The following is a 25247-nucleotide window of genomic DNA, read 5'->3' as shown; positions in this document are numbered from 1 at the left end:
ATTCACTGATCATTTTCGTTATTATTTAAAGTCTTTCCAAGTAAGGTTACTTTCACTTAACAGTTCTTCAAATGATTTATTCTTTTCACGTTCTTTTTGTTCTTGGCGCTTTCTTTCCTGTTCAGCTGCCACTTTTTCCTCTTCTCTCACTTGCAACTCTTTCTTCTTATTCTTTAATTGCTGCATGAGTGAATCATTTAATTGATCACCTAATGTAAGCGACTCTTTCTTTTGTTGATTCACTTGCGCTTGTCTTTGCATTTGTCTTTGTTTCTTTTTCTTCATACTACTCACCTTTTACTTTTTTCTCCATTATAGTAGATACACAATGAACTCGACAATAAAAAAGGTCCTTTACTCTATTATTCACTTTTTGTAAATATGTTAATTTTTCGAAAAGACTAAATTTTTATGTAGCTATAATCCTATGAATCTATTAAAATTATGTCGTATGATGTCAGATTATAAAAAAAAGGAGAATTAGATTATGTGGAAGAAAATTATTCCTGCCATTGCTGTTTTAAGCACCATTACTTTTTCAAGCGTATTTGCTGCTCCCCCATCTCAGACTCCAGCTGAACAAAACCGCTACATAGACGTACAAATGCTTGGTATTAATGATTTCCATGGACAACTAGATACTGTTAAAAAAATTAATAACAAAGAAGCTGGTGGCGCTGATTACTTAGCTACTTATTTAAAAGAACGTAAAAAGCAAAACCCGAATACACTTCTCGTACACGCTGGCGATATTGTCGGAGCTAGTCCACCAGTTTCAGCATTGTTACAAGACGAACCAACGATTGAATTTTTAAATGACTTAAAATTTGATGTTGGTACAATCGGAAACCACGAATTTGATGAAGGTATTGATGAAATGAAACGTCTCATTTACGGTGGCTATCACGAAAAAACAGGGAATTTCAAAGGTGCAAATTTCCCTTATGTCGCTGCAAACTTCTATAATAAATCCACTGGCCGCTTATTTTTACCGCCATTTACTGTAAAAATGGTAAATGGTGTGCCTGTAGGATTCATTGGCGTAGTTACAACTGATACACCAAATGTCGTGATGCCTACTATGCTTAAAAATGTAGAAATCACTGACGAAGTAGAAGCAATTAATAAATCAACGCAGCAATTAAAGCGTCTTGGCGTTAAATCCATTGTCGTCCTTGCTCATGTCGGTGGAACAACAGATGAGTCTGGTGTGACAAATGGAGACCTTACTCGAATTGCAAATGAAACAGATCCGGAAGTTGATGTTATTTTTGGTGGGCATAGTCACACGTATGTAAATGGTACTGTAAATAATAAACTAATCGTCCAAGCGAACTCTTACGGAATGGCTTTCTCAGATGTAGATGTAACAATTGATCGTAAAACAAAAGATATTGTAAAGAAAAAAGCTGAAGTTGTTACAACATACCATGAAGGTGTAGAACCTGATAAACAAGTAAAGAAAAAACTAGATCAATATAAAGAAAAAATTGCAACGCTTGTAAATGAAGTTGTCGGAAAATCTACAGCACCTATCGACCGTAAACAAAATGATGCTGGTGAGTCCACTCTTGGAAATTTAGTTGCCGATGCCCAGCGCCAAACGATGCAAACTCAAATCGCACTTATGAATCCGGGCGGCATTCGTAATGACTTAGATGCTGGCGATATTACATGGGGCGAATTATACGGCATTCAGCCTTTTGGAAACCAATTAATTAAAGTAGATTTAACAGGTCAAGATATTCGCGACATTTTAAATCAACAATGGCAAAAAGGAACGACGAGAATGCTTCAAATTTCAGGTATTCAATATACGTGGGATGCAAATAAACCAAACGGTGAAAAAGTTACAAATATACGTTTAACAAACGGTGAAGAATTATCTCCATCTAAAACGTATAGCGTAGTGGCAAATGCCTTTTTAGCTTCTGGCGGTGATGGATTTGTATCATTTAAAAATGGTAAAAATGCAGAAACTGGTCCAAACGACTTTGAAGCGCTAGTCGATTACGTAAAACAATTAAAAGAACCTATTCAGCCAATTATCGATGGTAGAATTCAAAAAACAAATTAAGTACACTCATAATAAACAATCTTAATTTTTCATCGTAAAAGATACACATAAACCTTTTATCCGTCATATATGTGAAACCTAAAAAGGATACTCGTTCTTACAATGAACATAGTATCCTTTTCTTTATTTATCAATATGTGATGTGTTGTTAAAATCATATTGTTGTAAAAATTGTTGTAACGCCTCTTCTACAAGTTTAGATTTTTGAATTCCTTTCGATTCTGATATAACGTCTAGTTTTGCTAATATTTCTTTATTAATAGAAAAGGTACGTTTCTTTTTTTCTGTACTTATATTCATCATGGGCGCAATTACTTCTTCTTTCTTTCTTAATAACTCATAAATACTTTGTAATTGTTCATAAATTAATAGTTGATAATCCGTCTTCGCATATTGAAGGGCTGTCGCTTCTTGGAGTTGTAAGTGACGCGGTTCTTCTCCATCTCCTACAAAAATACGCTTTTTCTGTTCTCCATCATATTCGTATCCAATCAATCTTAATTTCTTCGATAATGTATACGGGCTTATTTCAAGACGTTTTGCTATAATAGCGATGGATTCACGCCTATTTAAACAATCGATAATTTCTCCAATCGTCACAATTTCCCTCCTCCCATATTGAAATGACACTAGTATGGTATGTTACAATGATTTTCTAACAGTATATGCAAAACGAATAGCCTGTGCGATTCATACGATTTTAGAAAAGGAGGTTTTCAATATGCTTTTTCGTAGCAATACCCCGCAGTTCTATAATGAAAATAAAAAACTCATTCCTAATAGTATCGCTACGATGGAAAGCGTTATGATTAACAACCGAAAACAAGCTCTCCTTATGCGCGGGCAAAACGTAGAGCAGCCTATTTTATTATGCTGTCACGGTGGACCAGGCATGGCACAAATCGGATTTATTCGTCATTTTCAAAAAGAATTGGAGAAACACTTCATCGTAATTAATTGGGATCAGCGCGGGGCAGGTAAATCCTTTTCAATGAAAGATTTCGGAGCAAATTTTACAATCGAACAATTCATTTCCGATGCAAAAGAAGTGATTCAATATGTACTTAAAAAGTTCAATAAACAGAAACTATTTCTCGCTGGTCATTCTTGGGGAAGTATTATCGGGCTTAACATAGCACACTATTATCCACAATATATCGAGGCTTATATCGGTATTGGGCAAATTGTACATATGAAACAAAACGAGGAATTACTATATCAGCATTTAATTCGTTCTGCAAAAAAATATAATCATAAAAAAGCATTAGCGTCCCTTTTAAAATTAGGAAAACCGCCATTTTTAGATACGAGACGCCTTATTATTCAAAGAAAATGGCTTGGCACATTCGGAGGTGCAATCCAAAACGGATCTTCCTTTTCTTTCATACGAAAAGGCTTCTTTTCTCCCGAATATACACTATTAGATTGGTTCAAGTTTCTCGCAGGAAATTTAAAATCTGGCGTTTTATGGGAAGAAATGTTGACAATCGATTTCTTTTCTTCTATTACGAGTTTATCTATTCCAGTTTATTTTTGTTCTGGTCGCTATGATTATCAAACTCCTTATGCACTCGTTCAGGAATATTGTGATGTAATAGAAGCACCGATAAAAAAGATGATTTGGTTCCCAAATTCAGCACATTCTCCCGATTTAGAAGAGCCAGAATTATTCGCTCGTTCTTTACAATCCATTAAACAAGAGCTAGCTTTTCAACATTAGTAACAAAAGGCTCTTTTACATTTCATAAAAAACAATTTATAATAATATGTCGCAACTATGTATAAATCTAGCAAGGTGATTCATATTTCCTTGCCTTAACACAATAAAATTTTGGGGAGATTACATTTATTATGAATGCTGTACTCATTGCAGTAGCAGTTATGCTATTGCTTAGTTTATTACGTGTCCAGGTCATTGTCGCCATCATTGTTGGAGCTTTAACAGGCGGACTTATCGGTGGACTCGGTATTTCAGAAACGATTAACACTTTTACAACTGGTCTTGGAAACAGTGCTCCAATCGCTTTAAGTTATGCAATGCTCGGTGGTTTCGCTATTTCTCTTTCCAAAACCGGACTTCCAGATGCTATGATTCAAACTGCATTAAAGTGGATTGGCAATGAACAAGACACGAAAAAACAAGTTTACTCTAAAATACTTATTCTATTTATCATTTTAACGATGGCTTGTTTCTCACAAAATGTGATTCCTGTTCACATCGCTTTCATCCCCATCTTAATTCCAGCACTTTTAAAAGTATTAAATGAGCTGAAAGTGGATCGCAGACTTGTTACATGTATTATTACATTCGGATTGATTACTCCTTATATGTGGATTCCAGCAGGATTCGGAAAAATTTATCATGACGTATTACAAACAAATGCTGCGCAAAGCGGTCTTACATTTGATGTCGCACTTATTCCAAAAGCAATGACCATTCCAGCAATCGGTATGATTATCGGATTATGTGTGGCAGTATTTATTACATACCGAAAACCTCGTACGTATGAAACAGAACAAATTCATACTACTGAAAATGAAATCGTTCCCTATACAAAACGAAGCATTACTTTCGGGCTAGTATCTATCTTAGCTACATTAACTGTTCAATTAGCAACAGAATCAATGATTTTCGGCGCTCTAGCGGGGATTATCGTTTTATCAGTTAGTGGTAGTCTACCTCTTAAAGAAGCTGATGCAATTTTAACAAGCGGAATGCGTATGATGTCCTTTATCGGATTTGTTATGATTTCTGCCGCTGGGTTCGGAGCTGTTCTTCGAAAAACAGGACATGTTGAATCTCTTGTACAAACGAGTGCACATATAATTGGGAATAACAAACCACTCGCTGCATTTCTTATGCTTGTAATTGGACTGCTCGTTACGATGGGGATTGGATCATCTTTTTCAACCATCCCTATTTTAACAACCATTTTTGTACCTCTTTGTATTCAGCTTGGATTTAGTCCAATGGCCACCATTGCAATTATCGGTACAGCCGGAGCGCTAGGAGACGCAGGATCTCCAGCATCAGATAGTACACTTGGACCAACATCCGGTTTAAATGCTGATGGTCAACACCATCATATATGGGATACGTGTGTACCAACTTTTTTACATTACAATATACCGTTACTTATATTCGGCTTTATTGCCGCAATTACATTATAAAAGGTGCGTTTTATACGCACCTTTTACTTTTTTATTTTTCCCTTTAATTGTTGCAATGCTATTTTCCCATTTTCTTCGATACAACTTTCCATTTGCATAAATGACGGACCTGCCCACTCACTGCCTATACTCCCGTTCAGTCCAATAATTTTCAATTTATCCGGTATACGGATATTTAATTTTTTTGCTGCTCGAATTAACTCAAAGGTAATCTTATCACTTGAAGTTACAATTCCATCTATATACGGATAAGTTTGCAATAATGTAACAAACTGTTTATTCGTATACCCTTGTACACATTCTTCTCGATAAGAGATTCCTTCCTCCCAAACAGCGTCTAAAAATCCTGATATGTACTCTTCCATTTCTTCACTATCTTCGCCCTCACCGAAATAAGCAAGAAAGTGACAACCTTTTTCTTTTAATAAAGAGACCGCTCTTTGGCCACTTTCATAATAATTTGCATGAGATTTTTTTTCATCAATCACAACAAACGGAAATGGGATTTCTCCTATACTTTTAAAAACGGATCTTGTCAAAATAACACCTGCAACGTTATTTTCCTTCAACATATGTATGTATCTATCTTTATTCTCTATATTACAAACAATAATTTGATATCCTTCTTTATACGCTATTTCCTCAATACAATGTAGCAAAGTGATGTTTGATGGGTCATATAGATTATCTACAAGTAATGCAATTATCGTTGAATTCTCTTTAAATAGTGGCTTTGCTGCACTATTTGGCCTATAACGTAATTCCTCAATTGCTTCCTTTACTTGTTTTACTGTGTCCTCATGAACGTATCCTTTTTCATTTATAACTCGTGAAACGGTTGCGACTGAAACACCTGCCAATTTTGCAACATCACGTATAGTTGCCACATCGTCACCCCTTAATATGGTAATAGATTACAATTTTACGGTAACCTAAATTACAATATTCGTCAAGGTTAATAATTTATATTTCTGAAAATTGTTACATCATTACACTAAACTATATTCTAATTGAATTTCATGTAAAATCGGGATATTATCATACCCAATGCGCGGAATTTCTTTCTTTATTTTTCGTGCCTCTTCCACCGCATTTACATATAAATTCGTCATCAAAAAATTACGTTTTTGGTAAAAACGTAACGCATTCATATTATCATTTGTTGTTATAAGCCAAACCTTCCTGCACCGTTCTTCTTCTGCAACTCGTAATACACAATCCACAAGTTGTGTCCCTATTCCTTTTCTTTCTTCAAAGCTATCTAACGATACAATTTCGCACATATTTCCGATCAATTCATACGTTACAATTCCGATTATTCTGTCTTCTGAGAGCGCAACAAATCCTGGCAACTCTTCTAACTGATGTCCCTTACCACGTGAAACCATCAATGAACTCCCCCAGTTCTCACACATGAACATTCGAATTGTTTCTTTCATCGCTGGCGTAATTTTTTGTATATGCACCATTTCCTATTTCTCCCCTTTTCTATCCTTGTGATACAATATAAGTGTATCACATGTAACGGTATTTGGAGGATGAGGTAAAGTATGAAACGTTTTTTTGCAGCATTGTTTACTATACTAGGTGCGATAACTGCCCTTGGGATTTTCTTTACAAATAAGGTGATGTACTTAAAGAAAAAAACAGAGGAAGAAATACTCGAAAGAGAAACGAAAAAACATTTTCGTATAGAGGATTTTGAAGCTCTTCATAAAGAAGAAATTCATATTCCTTCGCAATTCGGATATGATCTTCACGGATATTACATTCCTGCTGGTCATTCCAATAAGTTTATGATTTTCTGTCACGGCGTAACTGTAAATAAAATGAACTCTGTAAAATATGCAAGGTTATTTTTAAACAGAGGATATAATGTCGTTATTTATGATCATCGTCGTCATGGTAAAACTGGCGGAAAAACGACAAGCTATGGATACTATGAAAAGCATGATTTAAAATCTGTAGTTGACTGGCTAAAAGGTCGTTTTGGAACAAATATAACACTCGGTATTCATGGTGAATCGATGGGCGCTGCAACACTTCTTCAGTACGCAGGACTTGTAGAAGATGGTGCTGACTTCTATATTGCAGATTGTCCTTTCTCTGATTTCTACGGACAATTACAGCACCGTTTAAAGGTTGAATTCCATTTACCAAAATGGCCTTTATTACCTTTAGCAAATGCTTTCTTAAAAGTGCGTGACGGTTATACGATTCGTGAAGTTTCACCAATCGATTGTATAAAAAACATTAACAATCCCGTCCTCTTTATTCATAGTAAAGATGATGATTATATTTTAGCTGATATGACGAAAGCACTCTATGAAGCGAAGGAAAACAATAAACAACTTTATATTGCAGAAAACGGCGCACACGCTTGCTCTTATAACGAAAATAAAGAAGATTATGAAGCAGCCATTGATCAATTTTTAAACTCATATGTAAAAGAAACAAAAAACAGGCTTGCATAAGCCTGTTTTTTTATTGCGCTAAAACGTCTGTAACTTGTTCCATATTTTCAGAAATCCACTTTATTGCATCATCTAACGTTGGAAATTCTGTCGTTTGAAATGTTACCTCATCTTGCAGTAACCAAACATCCTTTGACTCTTGTCCTACACCAGCAATGGACCAGTGCAACAAACTATATGGATGATTATCATTCAAAAATGATGCCCACGTGCGCTCATTTGCAATATTTCGTAATGTACGTAATTGTTTATCCATCTTTCGTCACCTTACTCTAGTCAGTTATAAAAAACATTATAACACTCTCTTCTCTTCCAAAGAAAGTGCTCTTTTCATATTGTCAAGTACTTCTCTTGATTATATGATGAAATTAAGCGTTTGGGAAGGAGGGATAGCGTTGGCTAAAGTACAAATTAAAGTAAATGATAATGGCTCTTTTCGCGTTACAGGGGACGTGGAATTAGTTGATTCACAAGGGAATGTATTCCCAGCAAAACCGGCATTTTCTTTATGCCGTTGTGGTTTATCAAAAAATATGCCTTATTGCGATGCTTCGCATAAAGGAAAATTTGAATCTGTTGTTAGAGCACCAGAGGCAGAATAATTTCACATGTGACATGCACATTTTTTTGTGCATGTTTTTTCTTTTTAGCAACTCCGTTATATCCCTTCTCCTTACAACATTTCTAATACTTTTGTCTCCATCTCAGCCTACATATATTTTCACACAATTCTTCACATTCGAATACTTTTTACTAGCCTTTTATTTTTTTTATGCTATAATTTGAGCAAACAACATCCTTCGGGGTCGGGTGAAATTCCCAACCGGCGGTGATGAAGTGCAAACTTCTAAGTCCGTGACCCGTTTTCAACTCGAAAACGGTGGATCTAGTGAAACTCTAGGGCCGACAGTATAGTCTGGATGGGAGAAGGATATGTTTTCTAGTAATTTTATATAGCGAATACACTTTTATTTCAGTATGCATATTTTTAAGTTTCATTTTGAATCTTTATATATGTTTTATTTTGTATACTTATGTTTCTATACTGGAATAAAAAGATACGACTAGCGTTTGAAAAATTCGATATTTTGCTAGGTTTTTTCCTTATGCCAAAATATCAATCATCGTTAGGTTTCTTTCCTATACTTTCGTATTCGAACTATATTTCTAGAAATCACGTCTCCCAAACCCCAAGGATATTAAAATCCTTGGGGTTTTTTGATTTTTTTAGGAGAGGTGAAGAAAATGACAGATCAAGAATATATGAGGATTGCTCTGCAATTAGCAGAAGGAACATCTGGGCAAACAAGTCCAAATCCTATGGTTGGTGCTGTTGTTGTAAAAGACGGAAACATCGTCGGTATGGGGGCTCATTTACGCGCTGGTGAAGAACACGCAGAAGTTCATGCTCTTCATATGGCTGGTGACAAAGCAAAAGGAGCCACCGTGTATGTAACACTTGAACCGTGTAGCCATTTTGGAAAAACACCACCTTGCTGTGAATTGCTCATCAAAAAAGAAGTCAAACGGGTTGTAATTGCTACTCTTGATTGCAATCCTCTCGTTTCTGGTAATGGAAAAAAAAGATTAGAGGAAGCTGGCATCGAAGTAACTACCGGTGTTCTGGAAGCAGAAGCAGTTTTATTAAATCGCTACTTTTTTCACTACATGAAAACGAAACGTCCATTTGTAACAATAAAAACAGCGATGAGCTTAGACGGAAAAACAGCAACCGTAACCGGTGAAAGTAAGTGGATTACAAGTGAAGATGCACGAGCTGATGTTCATCAATATCGTCATACACACGATGCAATTCTTGTTGGAGTGAATACAGTTATAGCTGATAATCCGCATTTAACAACAAGAATTCCTAACGGGGGGCAAAATCCTATACGCGTTATTTTAGATACCCATTTACGAACGCCACCATCTTCTCATGTCATAACAGATAGTTTAGCACCGACATGGATTATAGTTGGTAAGGATGTAAATACAGAGAAAATAGCTTCTTATGAATCTGAAAATATAGCTATATTCCAAATGAAAACGAAACAGATTGAAATACAGGATGTTTTACACCTACTCGGCGAAAAACAAATTCTTTCTCTTTTCGTCGAAGGTGGTCAAACTGTTCATGCAAGTTTCTTACAAACAAAGTATTTCAATGAAATTGTAACTTATATAAGTCCAAAATTAATTGGTGGAAAAAATGCCCCTACTTTATTTGGCGGCAATGGTTTTTCAACATTACAAGATGCACTTTCCTTGGAAATTCAAGAGATGAAACAAGTTGGCGATGATATAAAAATTGTTGCGCATGCCCGAAGTGAGGTGATGGAATGTTTACAGGAATTGTAGAAGAATTAGGAACGATTGCAAACATGCAACAAAGCGGCGAAGCGATGAAGTTAACGATTCATGCCAATAAAATTTTATCAGATGTTCACTTAGGTGATAGCATCGCGGTTAACGGTATTTGCTTGACTGTAACGAGTTTCACAACAACTTCATTCACAGTAGACGCAATGCCTGAAACGATGCAATCAACATCACTTCGCATGCTTAAACCGCAATGCAAAGTAAATTTAGAACGTGCAATGGCTGCAAACGGACGATTCGGTGGACATTTCGTTTCAGGACATATCGATGGCATCGGAACGATATTAAACAAAAAACAACACTATAATGCCGTCTATTACAAAATAGCTATTTCTGATGAATTGCTACGCTATTGTTTGCATAAAGGGTCCGTTGCTGTTGATGGAACGAGTTTAACAATATTTGATATAGACGAATCTTCCATTACCATTTCACTCATCCCGCACACAGTAAGTGAATCTGTTATCGGAGAAAAGAATGCCGGTGACATCGTAAACATTGAGTGTGACATGATTGGTAAATATATCGAACGCTTTATTTCTAAACCAGTAAAACGAACAGGTTCAATGACCGAAAGCTTTTTACAAGAAAACGGATTTCTATAAGGGGGAAGCATTATGTTTCATCGTATTGAAGAAGCTCTAGAAGATTTAAAACAAGGAAAAGTCGTGATCGTATGTGATGATGAAAACCGTGAAAATGAAGGCGATTTTATCGCTTTAGCAGAGTATATTACGCCAGAAACAATTAACTTTATGATTACACATGGACGTGGTCTCGTTTGTGTACCAATTACAGAAGGGTACGCAGAACGTCTACAATTAGAACCAATGGTAGCTCATAATACAGATTCGCATCATACTGCATTTACAGTGAGCATTGATCATGTTTCTACAACAACTGGGATTAGTGCCCACGAACGTGCAACTACGATACGAGAAATGTTAAATCCTGCATCAAAAGGTGCTGATTTCAATCGTCCCGGACATATCTTTCCATTAATTGCGAAAGAAGGTGGTGTCTTGCGCCGGGCTGGTCATACAGAAGCTGCTGTCGATTTAGCACAGCTTTGCGGAGCAGAACCAGCTGGCGTCATTTGTGAAATTATTAATGAGGACGGTACGATGGCACGGGTACCTGATTTAATACAGTGTGCAAAACAATTTGATATAAAAATGATTACAATAGAAGATTTAATTGCTTATCGCCGCCACAATGAAACATTAGTGACGCGAGAAGTGGAAATTACATTACCTACAGATTTCGGTACTTTCCATGCAATTGGCTATTCTAATTCATTAGATACGAAAGAACATATCGCACTCGTAAAAGGTGATATTTCAACAGGAGAGCCTGTCCTTGTACGCGTTCATTCAGAGTGCTTAACAGGAGATGTATTTGGCTCGTGCCGCTGCGATTGCGGACCACAACTCCATGCTGCACTTGCTCAAATTGAGCGTGAAGGAAAGGGCGTTCTTCTTTATATGAGACAAGAAGGACGAGGCATTGGGCTTCTTAATAAGCTTCGCGCTTATAAGTTACAAGAAGAAGGCTTCGATACTGTAGAAGCAAACGAAAAGCTTGGCTTCCCTGCTGATCTGCGTGATTACGGTATTGGCGCTCAAATATTAAAAGATTTAGGTTTACAACATTTACGATTATTAACGAATAACCCAAGAAAAATTGCTGGCTTACAAGGTTACGATTTAGAAGTAATCGAGCGTGTACCGTTACAAATGCCAGCAAAAGAAGAGAATAAAACGTATTTACAAACGAAAGTAAACAAATTAGGACATTTACTAAACTTATAATTAAAGGAGAGATTTATTATGGTATTCGAAGGTCATTTAGTTGGTACAGGATTAAAAGTTGGGGTTGTTGTTGGACGTTTTAATGAATTTATTACAAGTAAATTACTTGGCGGCGCTTTAGACGGATTAAAGCGTCACGGTGTAGAAGAAGCTGATATCGATGTTGCTTGGGTTCCTGGTGCATTTGAAATTCCTTTAATCGCTAAAAAGATGGCGAATAGCGGGAAATATGATGCTGTTATTACGTTAGGCACTGTCATTCGTGGTGCTACAACACATTACGATTACGTTTGTAATGAAGTAGCAAAAGGTGTTGCATCTTTATCACTACAAACAGACATCCCCGTTATTTTCGGTGTATTGACGACTGAAACGATCGAGCAAGCGATTGAACGCGCGGGCACGAAAGCTGGTAATAAAGGCTATGAATCCGCCGTCGCTGCAATTGAAATGGCTCACTTATCAAAACAATGGGCATAAAAAAAGAGGCTGCGGCCTCTTTTTTTATTTCTTCACTTTTCTCCGTACATCTTTTATTAATTCATCCATTGTCTTTCCTTCTGTTTGTATACGAAGCGTCTGTGCTGTTTTCCATACATTCTCTCTTTTCTTCGCTTCTTCTATAATAGTAATTTCTTTTCGTACTTCCTTTAAATCTTTCCCTTCTGTTTTCAATCCAAAATGTTCAGCTTTCGTTCGAAAATGTTGTTCAATTCGTTGTTGCATCTCTTTTTGTTCAGGATTTTCGGCGGCCTTAACTGGATCAGCGCTTATCGCTTTTAGTAAAATGAGACAAGTCATAATCGCTAATATATATTTGTGCATGTAAAATCCTCCAACCCAATATAAATTACATATTTACTATGTACAATTGGGGCTTGGAAAATTCGTCCACCAAAATTCTTTTTTTCGCTCAAAAGCCAATAGTATCAAGCGTTCACAATTATTTATTACATTTTATTTACAAAAAAAGCAAACTCTTTTATAAGTTTGCTTTTTTCTATCTTATAATGCACATTCCTCAATCTCAAATCCTAAATCTTCAATCATACCCCAGTCTGCAGTCGGTTCTTGTCCAGCTGTCGTTAAGTAGTCCCCAACAAAAATAGAGTTTGCTGCAAATAAACCGATTGGCTGTACAGAACGTAAATTAATTTCACGCCCTCCTGAAATGCGAATTTCCTTCGTTGGGTTTACAAACCGCATCATCGCCAGCACTTTTAAACATTCTACTGGTGTTAACTCCTTTTGTCCTTCAAGCGGTGTACCCTTCACAGCAACAAGGAAATTACATGGAATGGAATCGGCATCTATACGTTGTAATTCGAATGCAATTTCAGCACGCTCTTCTATTGTCTCCCCCATTCCAAAGATCGCTCCTGAACATGGTGAAATACCCGCTTGTTTCGCTTTTTGAACTGTATCAACACGATCGTCATACGTATGAGTGGAGCAAATACTTTCGTAATTATTCGCATGTGTATTTAAGTTGTGGTTATAACGGTGTACACCCGCTTCCGCTAAACGTCCTGCTTGATCTTCGTTTAAGAAACCTAAACAACAACAAATCTTTAAATCTGTCGTTTCACGAATCTCTTTAACTGCTCCAATTACGTGATTTACCTCTTTATCAGTCGGACGACGACCAGATGCCACAATACAATACGTACCCGCTTTACGGCGAATTGCTTCGTGTGCTCCTTCTACAATCTTTTCCTGCGTTAGCCATGCATATTTATCAATCGGTGCTTCTGAAATAATAGACTGTGAACAATATCCGCAATCTTCAGGGCATAATCCAGACTTCGTATTAATAATCATATTTAATTTTACTTTTTTACCAAAGTGATGGTGGCGAATGATATACGCAGCATTCATAATTTCTAAAATCTCTGTATCGTCAGCCTCTAATATCGCTATTGCATCTTCTTTCGTAATCACTTTCTCTTCTACGACGTCGTATGCAAGTTTTTTCCAATCCCTTTTTGTTTGTACTTGTTTCATTTCATCTCTTCCCCTCTTTTGTTATATGCACAAATAAAGCATGATACGTTGCCATTATCCCTTCATTTCCCGTGAAGTCTCTTTCGTATATGCGAAGCATCGCACGAAAGAGTGAGGGACTTTGACAATATGATTCTTCATTACTATTGGTCGCTCCTACTTTACGAATAGAATGTAGAAACTCCCTAACTTCTGTAAATCTCTCTATGTAACACGTTTCAGAAACATGTACATCCCCTGTTTCTATCTCACATATATGGCGCAACTGATTTTTCGAATAAAAACGTTGCCCAATCGATGTTTCATTTTGTATATTTTTTTCTTCTTTCGCCCGCTGGAACGAAGCATGCAATTCTTGAAATGTTTCCTGTCCAAATGTTGAAAAGAGTAATGTCCCCTCTATAGATAAATGACGAAATAAATTTCTTATCACTTGTTTTAAATCATTTAGCCATTGAAATGTGGCATTTGAAATAATGACATCATACGTTTCTTCTAGTCGTAATCTTTCGATATCCTCACAATAAAATGTTACATTGTTTACATTTTGTCTAGTTCTCGCAACTGCAATCATACTTTCGGCAAAATCAATAGCTGTAATTTGTGCTTTCGGAAATAAGTTTGATAATTGCTCTGTAACATATCCTGTCCCGCATCCAAGTTCTAAAATACGTATCGATGAATTTGCACTATATCGCCGATTCAATGTAGAAAGTAATGAATGCGCCATCTTTTTTTGTACATTTGCATATTGATCGTAGGATACAGCTGCCACGTTAAATCGTTTTTGTAGTAACGTTTTGTTGATCATGTCGTATCCCCTCTACAAATTGAATGATTTCATTTGCGCAATATTCGAAATTCGTTACGCATAATGCATGTCCAGCCTCACTTACTACTTTTAACTTAGCATTCGCATTCTCTGTCATACTATGAGCTGCAGATAATGGACATATCACATCCTGTTCTCCATGAAGAAGTAACAGCGGGACTTTGACATCTATTAATTCGTTTCTCATATCTGTTTCTATTAAATAATCTAAGCCTAATTGTAATGACTGAATCGAGTCTCCTTTAAAATTCAGCGCAATCTCTTCAAAACTCGTATTCTCTTTCAGTTCATCTTTTGTAAACATATTTTCATAAAACCGCTTGAGCGTATCTTCTTTCTTTCTCGCCACATTCTTTTTCAGCCGCTCTACATGTAAAGCATTCCATCCACTCATATAGTCGCTCGAATTTGTAAATTTGGCAGTACCACCAATTAGTACAATACCTTTTGTCTGAATCTTTTTATGTGCTTGAACTGCTGCTAACGCCCCTAATGACCATCCAACTAAAATGACATTTTCATCCTTTGCTACATCTATTACTCGACCTGCAAACTCACTTTGTTCTTTCACATTACGCCAATTGATACATTGAACAGAATATTCTTTAAAATACGAAAGAACTAAAGTCCAAACACCTTCTTCCATTCCCCACCCAGGAATAAAAATAATCTTTAGCTCTTTCATACGAAAAACCCCTCTTCTTTACCAATACGTATAATATGGTGAATAGCCCATTGCAAATCAGCTATTGTATGTTGGGACGTAACTGCAAAACGGACTCGTGAACTATTAACTGGAACCGTTGGTGGACGAATTGCAATTGCAGCAATCCCTACCTGTTGCAACCTTTTACTAAACCGTAAAGCTGTTTCATTTGAACCGACTACAATCGGTACAATATGAGTTGAGCTATTTCCAATATCAAAACCAGCTTCTCGTAAATGGTTTCTGAAATATGCCCCATTCTCTATAAGTCTCTCTCTTCTTTCATTATCTTCTTTCACAATTTCAATTGCTTTTTGTACTGCTCCTAACGTACTTGGTGGTAAAGCTGTAGTAAAAATAAAGCTTCTCATCATGTTTTGTAAATACTCTATATAAATTGCATCACCTGTCAAATACGCACCATAACACCCTAAAGCCTTACTAAACGTCCCCATATGTATATCAATTTTTTGAGAAAGATCTTTTTCTATATGGGACAACCCTGCTCCATCAATTCCATATATTCCACTCGCATGCGCTTCATCCACTATAATAATTGCCCCATATTTCTCTTTCAGCTGCACTAACTCCCTTACATACGCAGTATCACCATCCATACTAAAAACCGTATCTGTTACGATTAATTTCCGCTTTTCAGGTGACACTGTTTTCAATAACTTCTCTAAATGATCCAAATCATTATGACGATACCTTTTATGCTCTGCCCCACTTAATATAATTCCATCAACAATGCTTGCGTGATTTAATTTGTCACTAAACACAATATCGTGACGACTCACTAATGAAGAGATCACTCCAATATTTGCGGTATATCCACTATTCACAACTAAGGCTTTTTCAGTACCTTTCCAATCGCATATACTTCTCTCAACCTCTTCATACAGTGAATAGTTTCCTACCACGAGCCTTGATGCTGTCGCCCCAGTCCCATATTTTCTTGTACATGCGATAGCAGCTTCTTTTAACCTTTCATCTCCAGCTAACCCTAAATAATTATTTGACGCTAAATTTAGCATCCTTTTCTCATCTCGAATAAGCCATGTCTCTTCGGCTTGTTCTGTTACATGCAAATTACGATACTGCCCTCGCTCATGTAATTGTTGCAATTTAGATTGAAGATGTGTGCGCCACGTTTGATTCATTTCGGATAAGCTCCTCTAATTTTGAAATCATTATATATTCTTTAGCAGATTCCAAGACTTCTTCTTTTGTAAACTCACCTGCAAAGAATGGTAATAAACCTAAAACCGGTACCCCACTTAGCTCTTCAATCATTTCTTTATTTTCTTGCACTCTTTCCATTTCGCATTCTTTGCAGCCAGATAAAATGACACCTGCTACTGTTAAACCATATGCCTTTGCATAAGCGATCGTTAAAACTGTATGATTTACTGTTCCTAATGTAGGGCGTGCTACTACAATAAGTGGAAGTTGTAATTCTTTTGCGAAATCAATTACTAAAGCGTCCTCTGTATATGGAACAGCTAATCCACCTGCTCCTTCTACAAGTAGACTATTAAAATCTTTCAATCGTTCATTATAGTGATGAATAATGTCTTTTAACGTTACTGTCCTTCCAGCTCTTTTCATGGCAAGTCTCGGGGCAAGCGGCTCTTCAATAGAGTAAGGGCAAATTTCCTCTTCTTTTGTCGGTACACCTGATAATGCTTTTAGCCTTGCTGCATCTCCCTCTGGATTTGATGCAACATGTCCACTTTGCAATGGTTTATATACCCCTACGTTATATCCTAATTCTCTAAATACACCTGCTAATGCACCTGCAACTACAGTTTTTCCCACTTCTGTATCCGTTGCTGTTATAAAAAAACCGCTCATTATTCTCCCTCCGTAACATCCGAGATTGCTTGATATAAAATACGTAACATATCGTCAATCTCATCAATTGTAGAAGCAAGAGGAGGCATAAATACAATCGTATTACCGAGCGGGCGCAAAATCATACCCAGCTCTCTTGAACGTTTACATACTTGAACACCGACTCTCTCTGTCCATTCAAACGCTTCTTTCGTTTCCTTATTCTTCACAAGTTCAATTCCAACCATTAACCCGCATTGACGAATGTCCCCTACATGTTTATATGCAAAGAGGTCTTCTAATTGCGTCGCCACATATTCTGTTTTACGTGCCACCTCTTCTATTAAATTTGTTTTCTCGTATAGTTCTAGATTTGCAATTGCTACCGCACACCCTAACGGATTCCCTGTATAACTATGTCCGTGGAAAAATGTTTTTTGTTCTTCATAGCCTCCTAAAAAGGCATTATAAATTTCATCTGTCGTTACAGTAATTGCAACTGGTAAATATCCGCCTGTTAAACCTTTTCCGGCTGTCAAAATATCCGGTGTTACATTTTCATGTTCACATGCAAACATTTTTCCAGTACGCCCAAATCCAGTCGCTACCTCGTCTGTAATAAATAGAACATTATATTTTGTACATAAATTACGTAGCCCTTTTAAGTATCCTTTTGGCATTGTAATCATACCGCCAGCACCTTGCATTAAAGGTTCTACAATAATCGCTGCAATCTCTTCATGTTTATCTTTCAGCAGCTCTTCCATTTCTTCTAAATGTTTTTTTACAATTTCGGCCTTATCATTTCCATAAGGAGAACGATATGTATATGGATAAGGCATTTTAATTGCTTCAAATAAAAGCGAACTATACACTTGGTGAAACAAGTCTATTGCTCCCACTGAAACAGCTCCAATTGTGTCACCATGATACGCTTCTTTTAATGTAACAAATCTTTGTTTCTTCGGTTTTCCTTTATGCTGCCAATATTGAAAGGCCATCTTAATTGCAATTTCAACAGCGCTAGAACCGGAGTCTGAATAAAACACTTTCTTCAAACCTTCTGGTACAACTTCAATTATTTTTTCGGCTAATAAAATAGATGGAACGTTAGCAAGCCCTAACATAGTAGAATGGGAAATTTTATTTAATTGCTCACGAATTGCCTCATCTAGTTCTGGCACTTGATGTCCATGAACATTTAACCAAATAGACGAAACACCGTCCCAATATTCATTTCCATTTACATCGTATAGTTTTCTTCCCTCTCCCCGTTCAATAATGACAGGATCTTCTTCTAAATAATCCTTCATTTGTGTAAATGGATGCCATACATAGGCTTTATTTTTCTCCGATAACTCTTCATATGTATATGATGGTTTGTCAGTCGTACTCTTACTAAAAGTCACAATTGTCACCCCTAATGTTAACTAGTTTATAAATATAGTTAACATTAAATCTAAATGACTGTCAATTATTTTTAAATCAAGTAGTTCTTAAAAAAGAACAACCTATCATACGATAAGTTGCTCTACTTTCCATGTTGTATCTTTCCGATTTCTAAAATAATCTCTTCATCCTTTTTTCCTTCTGTATCAATTCCAAGTTGCTTCGCATGCTCAATTAATAAATCATGATGCTGCTCAAATCTAGCCTTATTTACTTCTTTCGCAACCTCTTCTTTTGTTTTTCCTTCCGTAGAAATCCCTAGTTTATCAGCTGCTTTTTCCATCGACTTCTTCTCTTCAGCTTCTTTCGCTTTCTTCACTTCTAACTGCTGTATTTGCTTTTGCTTCGCCTGCTCTGATTCAGCTGCAAAAGCTGTGTAAATGCCAGCACTTCCGCCAATGACTAGTAAAGTGGTAAAAAGAATTATTTTTTTCTTCACTCTTTCCTCCCCTTTCAAATTCATTATAACGCACAATTTCATAGGATTAAAATCGTTCTCCTTTATTTCCCTAAAAAATCATTGAATATTTTTATTGACATGTGAGACGAATATATGATAAAAATTTAACTAACATCATATGAATCGGCATTGATAGGATTTAGTAGTATTTCGATTTCTGCTTTCAGAGAGCTGGTGGTCGGTGCGAACCAGTACAGAGCGAATTATGAATTACCCCCTGGAGCTTCTTTTACGAAACGTAAGGAGTAGTGAAAGACGGTTATAGACCGTTATATCTAAAGAGTGGTGAAACGACACTGTTTCACAATTTAGGGTGGTACCGCGAACTTTTCGTCCCTGCATATGTTGCAGGGGCGTTTTTATTTTATTAGCGCATATCATACGACCCTTTATTTTGTGATACATTCATTTCACAAGCTAGGGTGGTACCGCGATTTCTTCGTCCCTGCATAATTATATGCAGGGACGTTTTTTTATCCATTCATTTCCGTATCATATTAAAGAAACAACAATTACCGGTAATTTGTCACAAAATTCTAAAATTTAGAAGGAAATAAACAATATTGGCGAATTTTATATAAAAAAGAGCTATTTTAGATTACTTAGGAGGGGAAAACAATGGTTTCAAAAATTGAATCTGTTCTTTTAACAGTATTTATCTTTTTCTGCATTGGCTTTAGTGTTATTCAATTAGAAGTTTCACCACACATCCCAATTTTATTTGGTATCGTTTTTTTATTAGCATTTGGATTTATGAAAAAAATTGATTGGTCTACGATGGAAAAAGGAATGATAAGTAGTATTTCAGCTGGTATTCCATCTATTTTTATATTCTTACTTGTAGGCGTATTAATTAGTGTTTGGATCGCTGCTGGAACAATTCCAACTTTAATGGTATACGGCTTCCAGCTTGTATCCCCAAAAATTTTCATTCCAACTGTTTTTGTAGTTTGTGCAATTGTTGGAACAAGTATCGGTAGTGCCTTTACAACTGCCGCAACTGTAGGACTTGCCTTTATGGGCATGGGTAGTGCTCTCGGATACGATCCTGCCCTAATCGCTGGTGCAATTATTTCTGGTGCATTCTTTGGAGATAAAATGTCTCCTTTATCTGATACAACAAATTTAGCGCCAGCTGTAACGGGTGTAGATTTATTTGAGCATATTCGTAACATGCTTTGGACAACAGTTCCAGCTTTCATTATTGCTTTTATCGCATTTTTCATTTTAGGAAGCGGTACTAGTGGAGACGTTGACTTCACAAACTTCATTAGCACATTAGAGAAAAATGCAACGATTTCTATCGTTACACTTATTCCTATTTTATTACTGTTCCTATTCGCATTTAAAAAAGTTCCAGCAGTTCCAACATTACTTGCTGGAATTATAGTAGGGATCATTATCCTCTTTATATTTAAACCTAGTACTTCTTTAACTGATTTAATGAAAATTATGCAAGACGGTTACGTTTCTAAAACTGGTATGAAAGATATTGATAGCTTATTATCTCGCGGTGGCCTGCAAAGTATGATGATGTCAATCGCTCTTATTTTCCTAGCTCTTTGTATGGGAGGATTATTACAAGGAATGGGTATTATTACGCAGCTAATGAATATCATCTCTAGCTTCGTAAAAACTAGCACACGCTTAATTATTTCTACTGCTTCAACTGCAATCGGTGTGAACTTCTTACTTGGTGAGCAGTACTTATCTATCGTTTTAACAGGACAAGCATTCGCTAATAAATATGATGAAGTCGGTTTAGAACGTCGTAATTTATCACGTGTATTAGAAGATGCAGGTACAGTTATTAACCCGCTCGTACCATGGGGAGTAAGTGGCGTGTTCTTATCGAACGTCCTTGGCGTTCCAACTTTTGATTACGTTCCATTCGCAATCTTCTGCTTAGCTTGTCCAGTTGTAACAATCATCGTCGGCTTTACTGGATTTGGCCTTTCATGGAAGAAGGAAAAAGCTGTAACACTTTCATAATATATTAAAAAGGATTACCTGAATCGGTAATCCTTTTTATATTTCTCCACTATCTATTTGCTTTCTTTCTTCTAAATAACAGAAGGAATCCTGCTCCAACAAACGCCAAACCTGCTCCAATTGTAGAAACAACACTTGTACCTGTTTTCGGTAAATCACGTTCTTCTTTCTTTTCACTTACAGTTGTTGTTTCTTTTGCGTTTTGATTATCCGTTGTAGTTTGTCCAGATCCTGTATTATTACCTTCATCTGTTGGTGGTGTCGTTGGATTTTCTCCATTATTTCCTTCACCTGTTGGTGGTGTTGTTGGATTTTCTCCATTATTTCCTTCACTTGTTGGTGGTGTCGTTGGATTTTCTCCATTATTTCCTTCACCTGTTGGCGGTGTTGTTGGATTCTCTCCACCAGTTTCTTTATCATCATCGTTCTTCTTCGTTATATCAATTGCATATTTAGCAAATTCATTTTCAGATGGTCCAACATATGATATTTTTCCATCTTTCTTTATATACTTTTGTGCATTTGGTGAAGAATCGAATGTTGTATGTAATTTATCGGCAACAATCGGTTTAAACGTCCAATTTTTATCTGCTGCTGGATCAATAACTGGCGTTTCTTGCATATACTTCACAATGATTTGACGCGTTTCATCTTGTGATTGGTATACAACCTCCCCTTTGCTTACACCTGGGAACGTTTGGCTGCTTCCGCGATAGTTATTTGTAGCGACGATGAATTCTTGATTGTCAGCTACTGGCTTCCCTTCATATGTCATATTTACAATACGATTCGTATTTGCATTTACAACTTTTCCATCTTTATCGTATTTCGCCGGTTGTGTTACATCAATTTCGTATTTTAAGCCATCTAAAATATCGAAGTTATATGTAGGATAACCTATATTTACTAACGGCTGTTCTTCTGTTTTCTTTGGATCAATTTGATTAAACTGACCTGCAGACATTTCAAGCCATTCTTTTACTTGTGCCCCATTTACTTTTACAGCATATAACGTATTTGGATATACATATAAATCTGCCACGTTTTTAATTGCTAACGTTCCAGCTGGAATATCGGTATAATATGTAGCACCGTTTCGGCCACCTGCTTTAAATGGTGCTCCTGCAGATAAAACTGGAATTCCTTTATATTTGCTGTACTGCCCATTTTCAGCAAATAACTTTTCTACATACCATTTTTGTGCATTTGTCACAAGTTGTACAGAAGGATCATCTTGTACTAATGAGAAATAACTATTAATTGGCGCTGTCGTTTTTCCTACAGCAGTATTCACATAATCAATTGTCGCTTGGTGATCATCTTTAATTTCATTAACTAAATGTTGATCAGATTGTACGAGTGGGTTTCCTTTACTATCAGCAATCGGACGAAGTTGCGGCTTCGATTGCTCTTTTTGTACTTCCCATTTTCCATTTACTTTTTTCAATTGCATATCTATAATACCTAAGTTACTTCCAAAGACACCAGGCATTACAACTGGAACACCATTAAATACGTCCTTCACTTCAGTATGTGAATGTCCCATTAATACCGCATCTACACCAGGAACTTCTGTTAAATAATACGATGCGTTTTCCATGCCAACGTTGTATCCACTCTTATCAACACCTGAATGCGCTAGTGCAACGATAACATCGGCACCTTCTGCTTTCATTTTTGGCACCATTTTTTTCGCTGTTTCAACTATATCTTTTGCTTTCACTTTTCCTTCTAGATTTGCTTTATCCCAGTTCATAACTTGAGGTGGAACAAATCCCATTACGCCAATTTTCACTTTTTGTTTTTGACCTGATTCATCTTCTACTTCTTTTTCAAAAACATGATATGGTTTAAAGTAATTTTGATCATTCTCTTCATTATTATCTTTATCATCTTTATAGACGTTCGAGTTAATAACCGGGAATTCTGTTTTACTAATTACTTTGTTTAAATAATCTAAACCGTAGTTAAATTCATGATTCCCAAGAGAGATGACGTCATACTTCATTAAATTCATTAAACGATATAATGGGTGCGTATAACTAGGATCCACAGGCTTCTTCGGATCATTTATTTTATTCGCTACATAATCTCCAAGCGGTGTCCCTTGTAATGCATCCCCATCATCAAACAGGACAGAGTTCTTCGCTTCTTCACGCGCTTTATTCACAAGTGTTGCAGTTTGCACGAGACCTACTTTATTATCGGTTTTCGTTTGATAATAATCGTAATTCATTAAGTTAACGTGAATATCTGATGTTTCTAGAATTCGTAAGTTAACCGTACTCTCCCCAGTTTGCTCATCCGCATGAGCTGTTGCTGGCAATACTTGCGGCGCTATAACACCAATAGCAAGAGTTGCTCCAGCTAGCATTTTTTTTGACTTTTTCACAAAAAATCCCCCTTATACAATTACCAAAAATAATGAAATGAATCCGTCTCTAATTACATACCTTTTTTCTTCTATTGGAGATAAGATTTTCATTTCATCCTGCGCTAATGAGTAGTCCTCTTAAACGCTCGATTGGTGAGATTTTACTCATCGGGAAATAAAGCCCTACTAATTAAAATTTCACCTTATCTGACATTATCATATATAATGTACTTTCATATCGTCAATATTTTTTGACATACTTCTACAAATTTTCTGTAAAGTTATTGTAAACTTTTCATAAACATATAATATGCCCTTACATTGTTAATACTGCTGAATATGATACAATTACCAATTACAAGGAGGATGAATTTATGAAAAAAGTCATCTTAACAATTGTTTGTCTCCTCCTTCTAATCATTTCTTATTCTTATTTTGAAAAGAACGATGAGACAAAACAAAATGAACCCGAAGAAAAAACAGAAAAAACATCTACTCCAAGTTGGATTGATAAGCAAACAAACGATTCCTTCTATCATCTCGTACTAGGTGATTCGCTCGCCAAAGGATATGGATCGACACAAGGTGGATTTGCTGAATTAGCCTCTAAACAAATAGAAGCACAAATTCATAAACCAATTACTGTAGAAAACCTTGGGATAAACGGTCTTACAACCGATCGTCTCGCTAAAAAGGTTGACTCAGAAGATGTAAAGCAAAAAATTAGAGCAGCCAATATTATTACAATTAACATTGGGGGAAATAATTTGTTTCGCTTAAATCGTGATGTCGGTGTTATAGACGGTATTAAAATGTTAAATAAAGAAAAAGCTCATTTTGAAGCGGATGTAAAAAATATTGTAAAGACAGTCCGAGATCAAAATCCGGATGCTTTACTCATTCTTTCTGAACTTTATAACCCGTTACAACTCGATGACTCCATCGCAAGTTATGCAGATATGTTTTTAGATGGCTGGAATGAATCCGTTTATTCCATTGCAAAAGCGAATCAACCATCTATCGTTTTGCCAATTCGTAAATTAATATCGAATGATAAAAAAGAATTGCTCTTTGACCAAGTACACCCAAATGATAAAGGCTATACGATTATTGCCGATTCCTTTACAAAAAAAGTGTTGGCCTACAAATATTAAAATTCCCATGAAACAATTCTATTTTTATAACATGTCTTTTTTGTTACAATGAGAGTGGAAGGGGGCCTTTATATGGAATCACGCGAGTGGGAACGTATTGTTGATCATCTTCTTTCGCTAGTGCCTCTTTTTTATCGCAAATTTATGCTTCCTGGAGAATTTTCTTCTCAAAGACATATGCCGCCATCACATACACAAGTATTACTGCTTCTGCATGAAAATGGCACATTAGCAGTTTCCGAAATCGGCAAGCGGCTAGCGATTTCACGGCCTAACATGACACCTCTATTAAACAAACTGATTCAAGAAGAACTAATAGAGCGTCATTATAGCGAAAAAGATCGACGGGTCATTTTAATTTCCCTAACAGCTGAAGGGAAATTGTTAGTAAATCAGTATCAGCAATTCATTTTAGACAAATTAAAAGAAAATTTTCAAACGTTATCTGAGGAAGAACGTGAAAAGCTCATTCACTCTCTTCAAACCATTCAAAATTTAATTTTGAAAACAAACGCATAAAGCTGCTTC

Annotated in this window: 26 protein-coding genes, 1 riboswitch and 1 other annotated feature; of the genes, 12 read left to right on the top strand and 14 right to left on the bottom strand. The window is 36.3% G+C overall.

What is annotated here, in order from left to right:
- Positions 1-21 precede the first annotated feature (21 nt).
- Positions 22-285, bottom strand: coding sequence for a YqkE family protein (locus tag PDK19_RS03150; protein WP_000727549.1), 264 nt, complete (start codon positions 283-285; stop codon positions 22-24).
- A gap of 202 nt (positions 286-487) precedes the next feature.
- On the opposite strand from PDK19_RS03150, the gene PDK19_RS03145 reads away from it, so the two are divergent.
- Entirely contained in the window at positions 488-2077 is a 1590-nt protein-coding gene (locus tag PDK19_RS03145; RefSeq protein ID WP_270706586.1) for a bifunctional metallophosphatase/5'-nucleotidase, read from the top strand.
- Positions 2078-2200: 123 nt separating this feature from the next.
- Here PDK19_RS03145 and PDK19_RS03140 read toward each other — a convergent pair whose 3' ends face one another.
- Positions 2201-2677 (bottom strand): ribbon-helix-helix domain-containing protein, encoded by a 477-nt coding sequence (locus PDK19_RS03140; RefSeq protein WP_000151910.1) that lies wholly within the window; start codon positions 2675-2677, stop codon positions 2201-2203.
- Between the two features lie 121 nt (positions 2678-2798).
- Here PDK19_RS03140 and PDK19_RS03135 point away from each other — a divergent pair, with 121 nt between their 5' ends.
- The gene (locus tag PDK19_RS03135; RefSeq protein WP_000898951.1) at positions 2799-3797 is read left to right on the top strand and encodes an alpha/beta fold hydrolase; all 999 of its coding nucleotides are present in this window, start codon (positions 2799-2801) and stop codon (positions 3795-3797) included.
- 131 nt (positions 3798-3928) lie between these two features.
- The gene (locus tag PDK19_RS03130; protein ID WP_000994774.1) at positions 3929-5248 is read left to right on the top strand and encodes a Na+/H+ antiporter family protein; all 1320 of its coding nucleotides are present in this window, start codon (positions 3929-3931) and stop codon (positions 5246-5248) included.
- A 23-nt stretch (positions 5249-5271) separates the two neighbouring features.
- On the opposite strand, the gene PDK19_RS03125 is transcribed toward PDK19_RS03130, so the two are convergent.
- Positions 5272-6135 carry a LacI family DNA-binding transcriptional regulator gene (locus PDK19_RS03125; RefSeq protein ID WP_049113751.1) on the bottom strand — a complete coding sequence of 288 codons (864 nt, stop codon included), beginning with the start codon at positions 6133-6135 and terminating at the stop codon, positions 5272-5274.
- Positions 6136-6237: 102 nt separating this feature from the next.
- The gene (locus tag PDK19_RS03120; protein WP_270706583.1) at positions 6238-6717 is read right to left on the bottom strand and encodes a GNAT family N-acetyltransferase; all 480 of its coding nucleotides are present in this window, start codon (positions 6715-6717) and stop codon (positions 6238-6240) included.
- 81 nt (positions 6718-6798) lie between these two features.
- On the opposite strand from PDK19_RS03120, the gene PDK19_RS03115 reads away from it, so the two are divergent.
- Entirely contained in the window at positions 6799-7722 is a 924-nt protein-coding gene (locus tag PDK19_RS03115; RefSeq protein ID WP_014893526.1) for an alpha/beta hydrolase, read from the top strand.
- Between the two features lie 10 nt (positions 7723-7732).
- On the opposite strand, the gene PDK19_RS03110 is transcribed toward PDK19_RS03115, so the two are convergent.
- Positions 7733-7978 (bottom strand): YqkC family protein, encoded by a 246-nt coding sequence (locus PDK19_RS03110; RefSeq protein ID WP_000360809.1) that lies wholly within the window; start codon positions 7976-7978, stop codon positions 7733-7735.
- A gap of 139 nt (positions 7979-8117) precedes the next feature.
- Here PDK19_RS03110 and PDK19_RS03105 point away from each other — a divergent pair, with 139 nt between their 5' ends.
- From PDK19_RS03105 to ribH, 5 genes are all read left to right on the top strand, one after another.
- A complete protein-coding gene (locus tag PDK19_RS03105; RefSeq protein WP_001151582.1) occupies positions 8118-8324 on the top strand; it encodes a CDGSH iron-sulfur domain-containing protein in 207 nt (68 codons plus the stop codon).
- A gap of 190 nt (positions 8325-8514) precedes the next feature.
- Positions 8515-8658, top strand: a riboswitch (FMN riboswitch).
- Positions 8659-8967: 309 nt separating this feature from the next.
- Positions 8968-10080 (top strand): bifunctional diaminohydroxyphosphoribosylaminopyrimidine deaminase/5-amino-6-(5-phosphoribosylamino)uracil reductase RibD, encoded by a 1113-nt coding sequence (gene ribD / locus PDK19_RS03100; protein ID WP_000131973.1) that lies wholly within the window; start codon positions 8968-8970, stop codon positions 10078-10080.
- Positions 10062-10706 (top strand): riboflavin synthase subunit alpha, encoded by a 645-nt coding sequence (gene ribE / locus PDK19_RS03095; protein WP_000493918.1) that lies wholly within the window; start codon positions 10062-10064, stop codon positions 10704-10706. Before ribD ends, ribE begins: the two co-directional genes overlap by 19 nt.
- Before the next feature lie 12 nt (positions 10707-10718).
- Positions 10719-11912, top strand: a complete 1194-nt coding sequence (ribBA, locus tag PDK19_RS03090; protein ID WP_000468995.1) for a bifunctional 3,4-dihydroxy-2-butanone 4-phosphate synthase/GTP cyclohydrolase II — start codon at positions 10719-10721, stop codon at positions 11910-11912.
- An 18-nt stretch (positions 11913-11930) separates the two neighbouring features.
- Positions 11931-12392 carry a 6,7-dimethyl-8-ribityllumazine synthase gene (ribH, locus tag PDK19_RS03085; RefSeq protein ID WP_000230889.1) on the top strand — a complete coding sequence of 154 codons (462 nt, stop codon included), beginning with the start codon at positions 11931-11933 and terminating at the stop codon, positions 12390-12392.
- 24 nt (positions 12393-12416) lie between these two features.
- Here ribH and PDK19_RS03080 read toward each other — a convergent pair whose 3' ends face one another.
- From PDK19_RS03080 to PDK19_RS03045, 8 genes are all read right to left on the bottom strand, one after another.
- A complete protein-coding gene (locus PDK19_RS03080; RefSeq protein ID WP_000549777.1) occupies positions 12417-12737 on the bottom strand; it encodes a hypothetical protein in 321 nt (106 codons plus the stop codon).
- Positions 12738-12917: 180 nt separating this feature from the next.
- Positions 12918-13916: a biotin synthase gene (bioB, locus tag PDK19_RS03075; RefSeq protein WP_000815866.1), complete on the bottom strand. Its 999-nt coding sequence runs from the start codon at positions 13914-13916 to the stop codon at positions 12918-12920.
- Position 13917: 1 nt separating this feature from the next.
- Positions 13918-14727, bottom strand: a complete 810-nt coding sequence (bioC, locus tag PDK19_RS03070; protein WP_074567422.1) for a malonyl-ACP O-methyltransferase BioC — start codon at positions 14725-14727, stop codon at positions 13918-13920.
- Positions 14693-15433 (bottom strand): alpha/beta fold hydrolase, encoded by a 741-nt coding sequence (locus tag PDK19_RS03065; RefSeq protein WP_049113761.1) that lies wholly within the window; start codon positions 15431-15433, stop codon positions 14693-14695. Before PDK19_RS03065 ends, bioC begins: the two co-directional genes overlap by 35 nt.
- Complete coding sequence (gene bioF / locus PDK19_RS03060; protein WP_074567424.1) at positions 15430-16617, bottom strand: 8-amino-7-oxononanoate synthase; 1188 nt, start codon at positions 16615-16617, stop codon at positions 15430-15432. The genes PDK19_RS03065 and bioF overlap by 4 nt, the downstream gene beginning before the upstream one ends.
- Entirely contained in the window at positions 16583-17311 is a 729-nt protein-coding gene (bioD, locus tag PDK19_RS03055) for an ATP-dependent dethiobiotin synthetase BioD (protein ID WP_049113765.1), read from the bottom strand. The genes bioF and bioD overlap by 35 nt, the downstream gene beginning before the upstream one ends.
- The gene (bioA, locus tag PDK19_RS03050; protein ID WP_000144317.1) at positions 17311-18699 is read right to left on the bottom strand and encodes an adenosylmethionine--8-amino-7-oxononanoate transaminase; all 1389 of its coding nucleotides are present in this window, start codon (positions 18697-18699) and stop codon (positions 17311-17313) included. The genes bioD and bioA overlap by 1 nt, the downstream gene beginning before the upstream one ends.
- A 122-nt stretch (positions 18700-18821) precedes the next feature.
- Positions 18822-19178 (bottom strand): hypothetical protein, encoded by a 357-nt coding sequence (locus tag PDK19_RS03045; RefSeq protein ID WP_270706572.1) that lies wholly within the window; start codon positions 19176-19178, stop codon positions 18822-18824.
- A gap of 141 nt (positions 19179-19319) precedes the next feature.
- Positions 19320-19540: a binding site (T-box leader), on the top strand.
- A gap of 277 nt (positions 19541-19817) precedes the next feature.
- Here PDK19_RS03045 and nhaC point away from each other — a divergent pair.
- Positions 19818-21191, top strand: coding sequence for a Na+/H+ antiporter NhaC (gene nhaC / locus PDK19_RS03040; protein WP_000253749.1), 1374 nt, complete (start codon positions 19818-19820; stop codon positions 21189-21191).
- Between the two features lie 49 nt (positions 21192-21240).
- Here nhaC and cpdB read toward each other — a convergent pair whose 3' ends face one another.
- A complete protein-coding gene (cpdB, locus tag PDK19_RS03035) occupies positions 21241-23583 on the bottom strand; it encodes a bifunctional 2',3'-cyclic-nucleotide 2'-phosphodiesterase/3'-nucleotidase (RefSeq protein ID WP_000748611.1) in 2343 nt (780 codons plus the stop codon).
- A gap of 356 nt (positions 23584-23939) precedes the next feature.
- Between cpdB and PDK19_RS03030 the strand changes: the two genes are divergently transcribed.
- Entirely contained in the window at positions 23940-24719 is a 780-nt protein-coding gene (locus PDK19_RS03030) for a GDSL-type esterase/lipase family protein (RefSeq protein WP_000755835.1), read from the top strand.
- Positions 24720-24791: 72 nt separating this feature from the next.
- A complete protein-coding gene (locus tag PDK19_RS03025) occupies positions 24792-25238 on the top strand; it encodes a MarR family winged helix-turn-helix transcriptional regulator (protein WP_000445817.1) in 447 nt (148 codons plus the stop codon).
- The last annotated feature ends 9 nt before the right edge of the window (positions 25239-25247 follow it).

It is taken from the genome of Bacillus cereus group sp. BcHK124, from assembly GCF_027712065.1.
Taxonomy (GTDB): Bacteria; Bacillota; Bacilli; order Bacillales; family Bacillaceae_G; genus Bacillus_A; species Bacillus_A pacificus.
The sequence above is the reverse complement of the archived record's forward strand: the minus strand, read 5'-3'. Positions and strand labels throughout refer to the sequence as shown.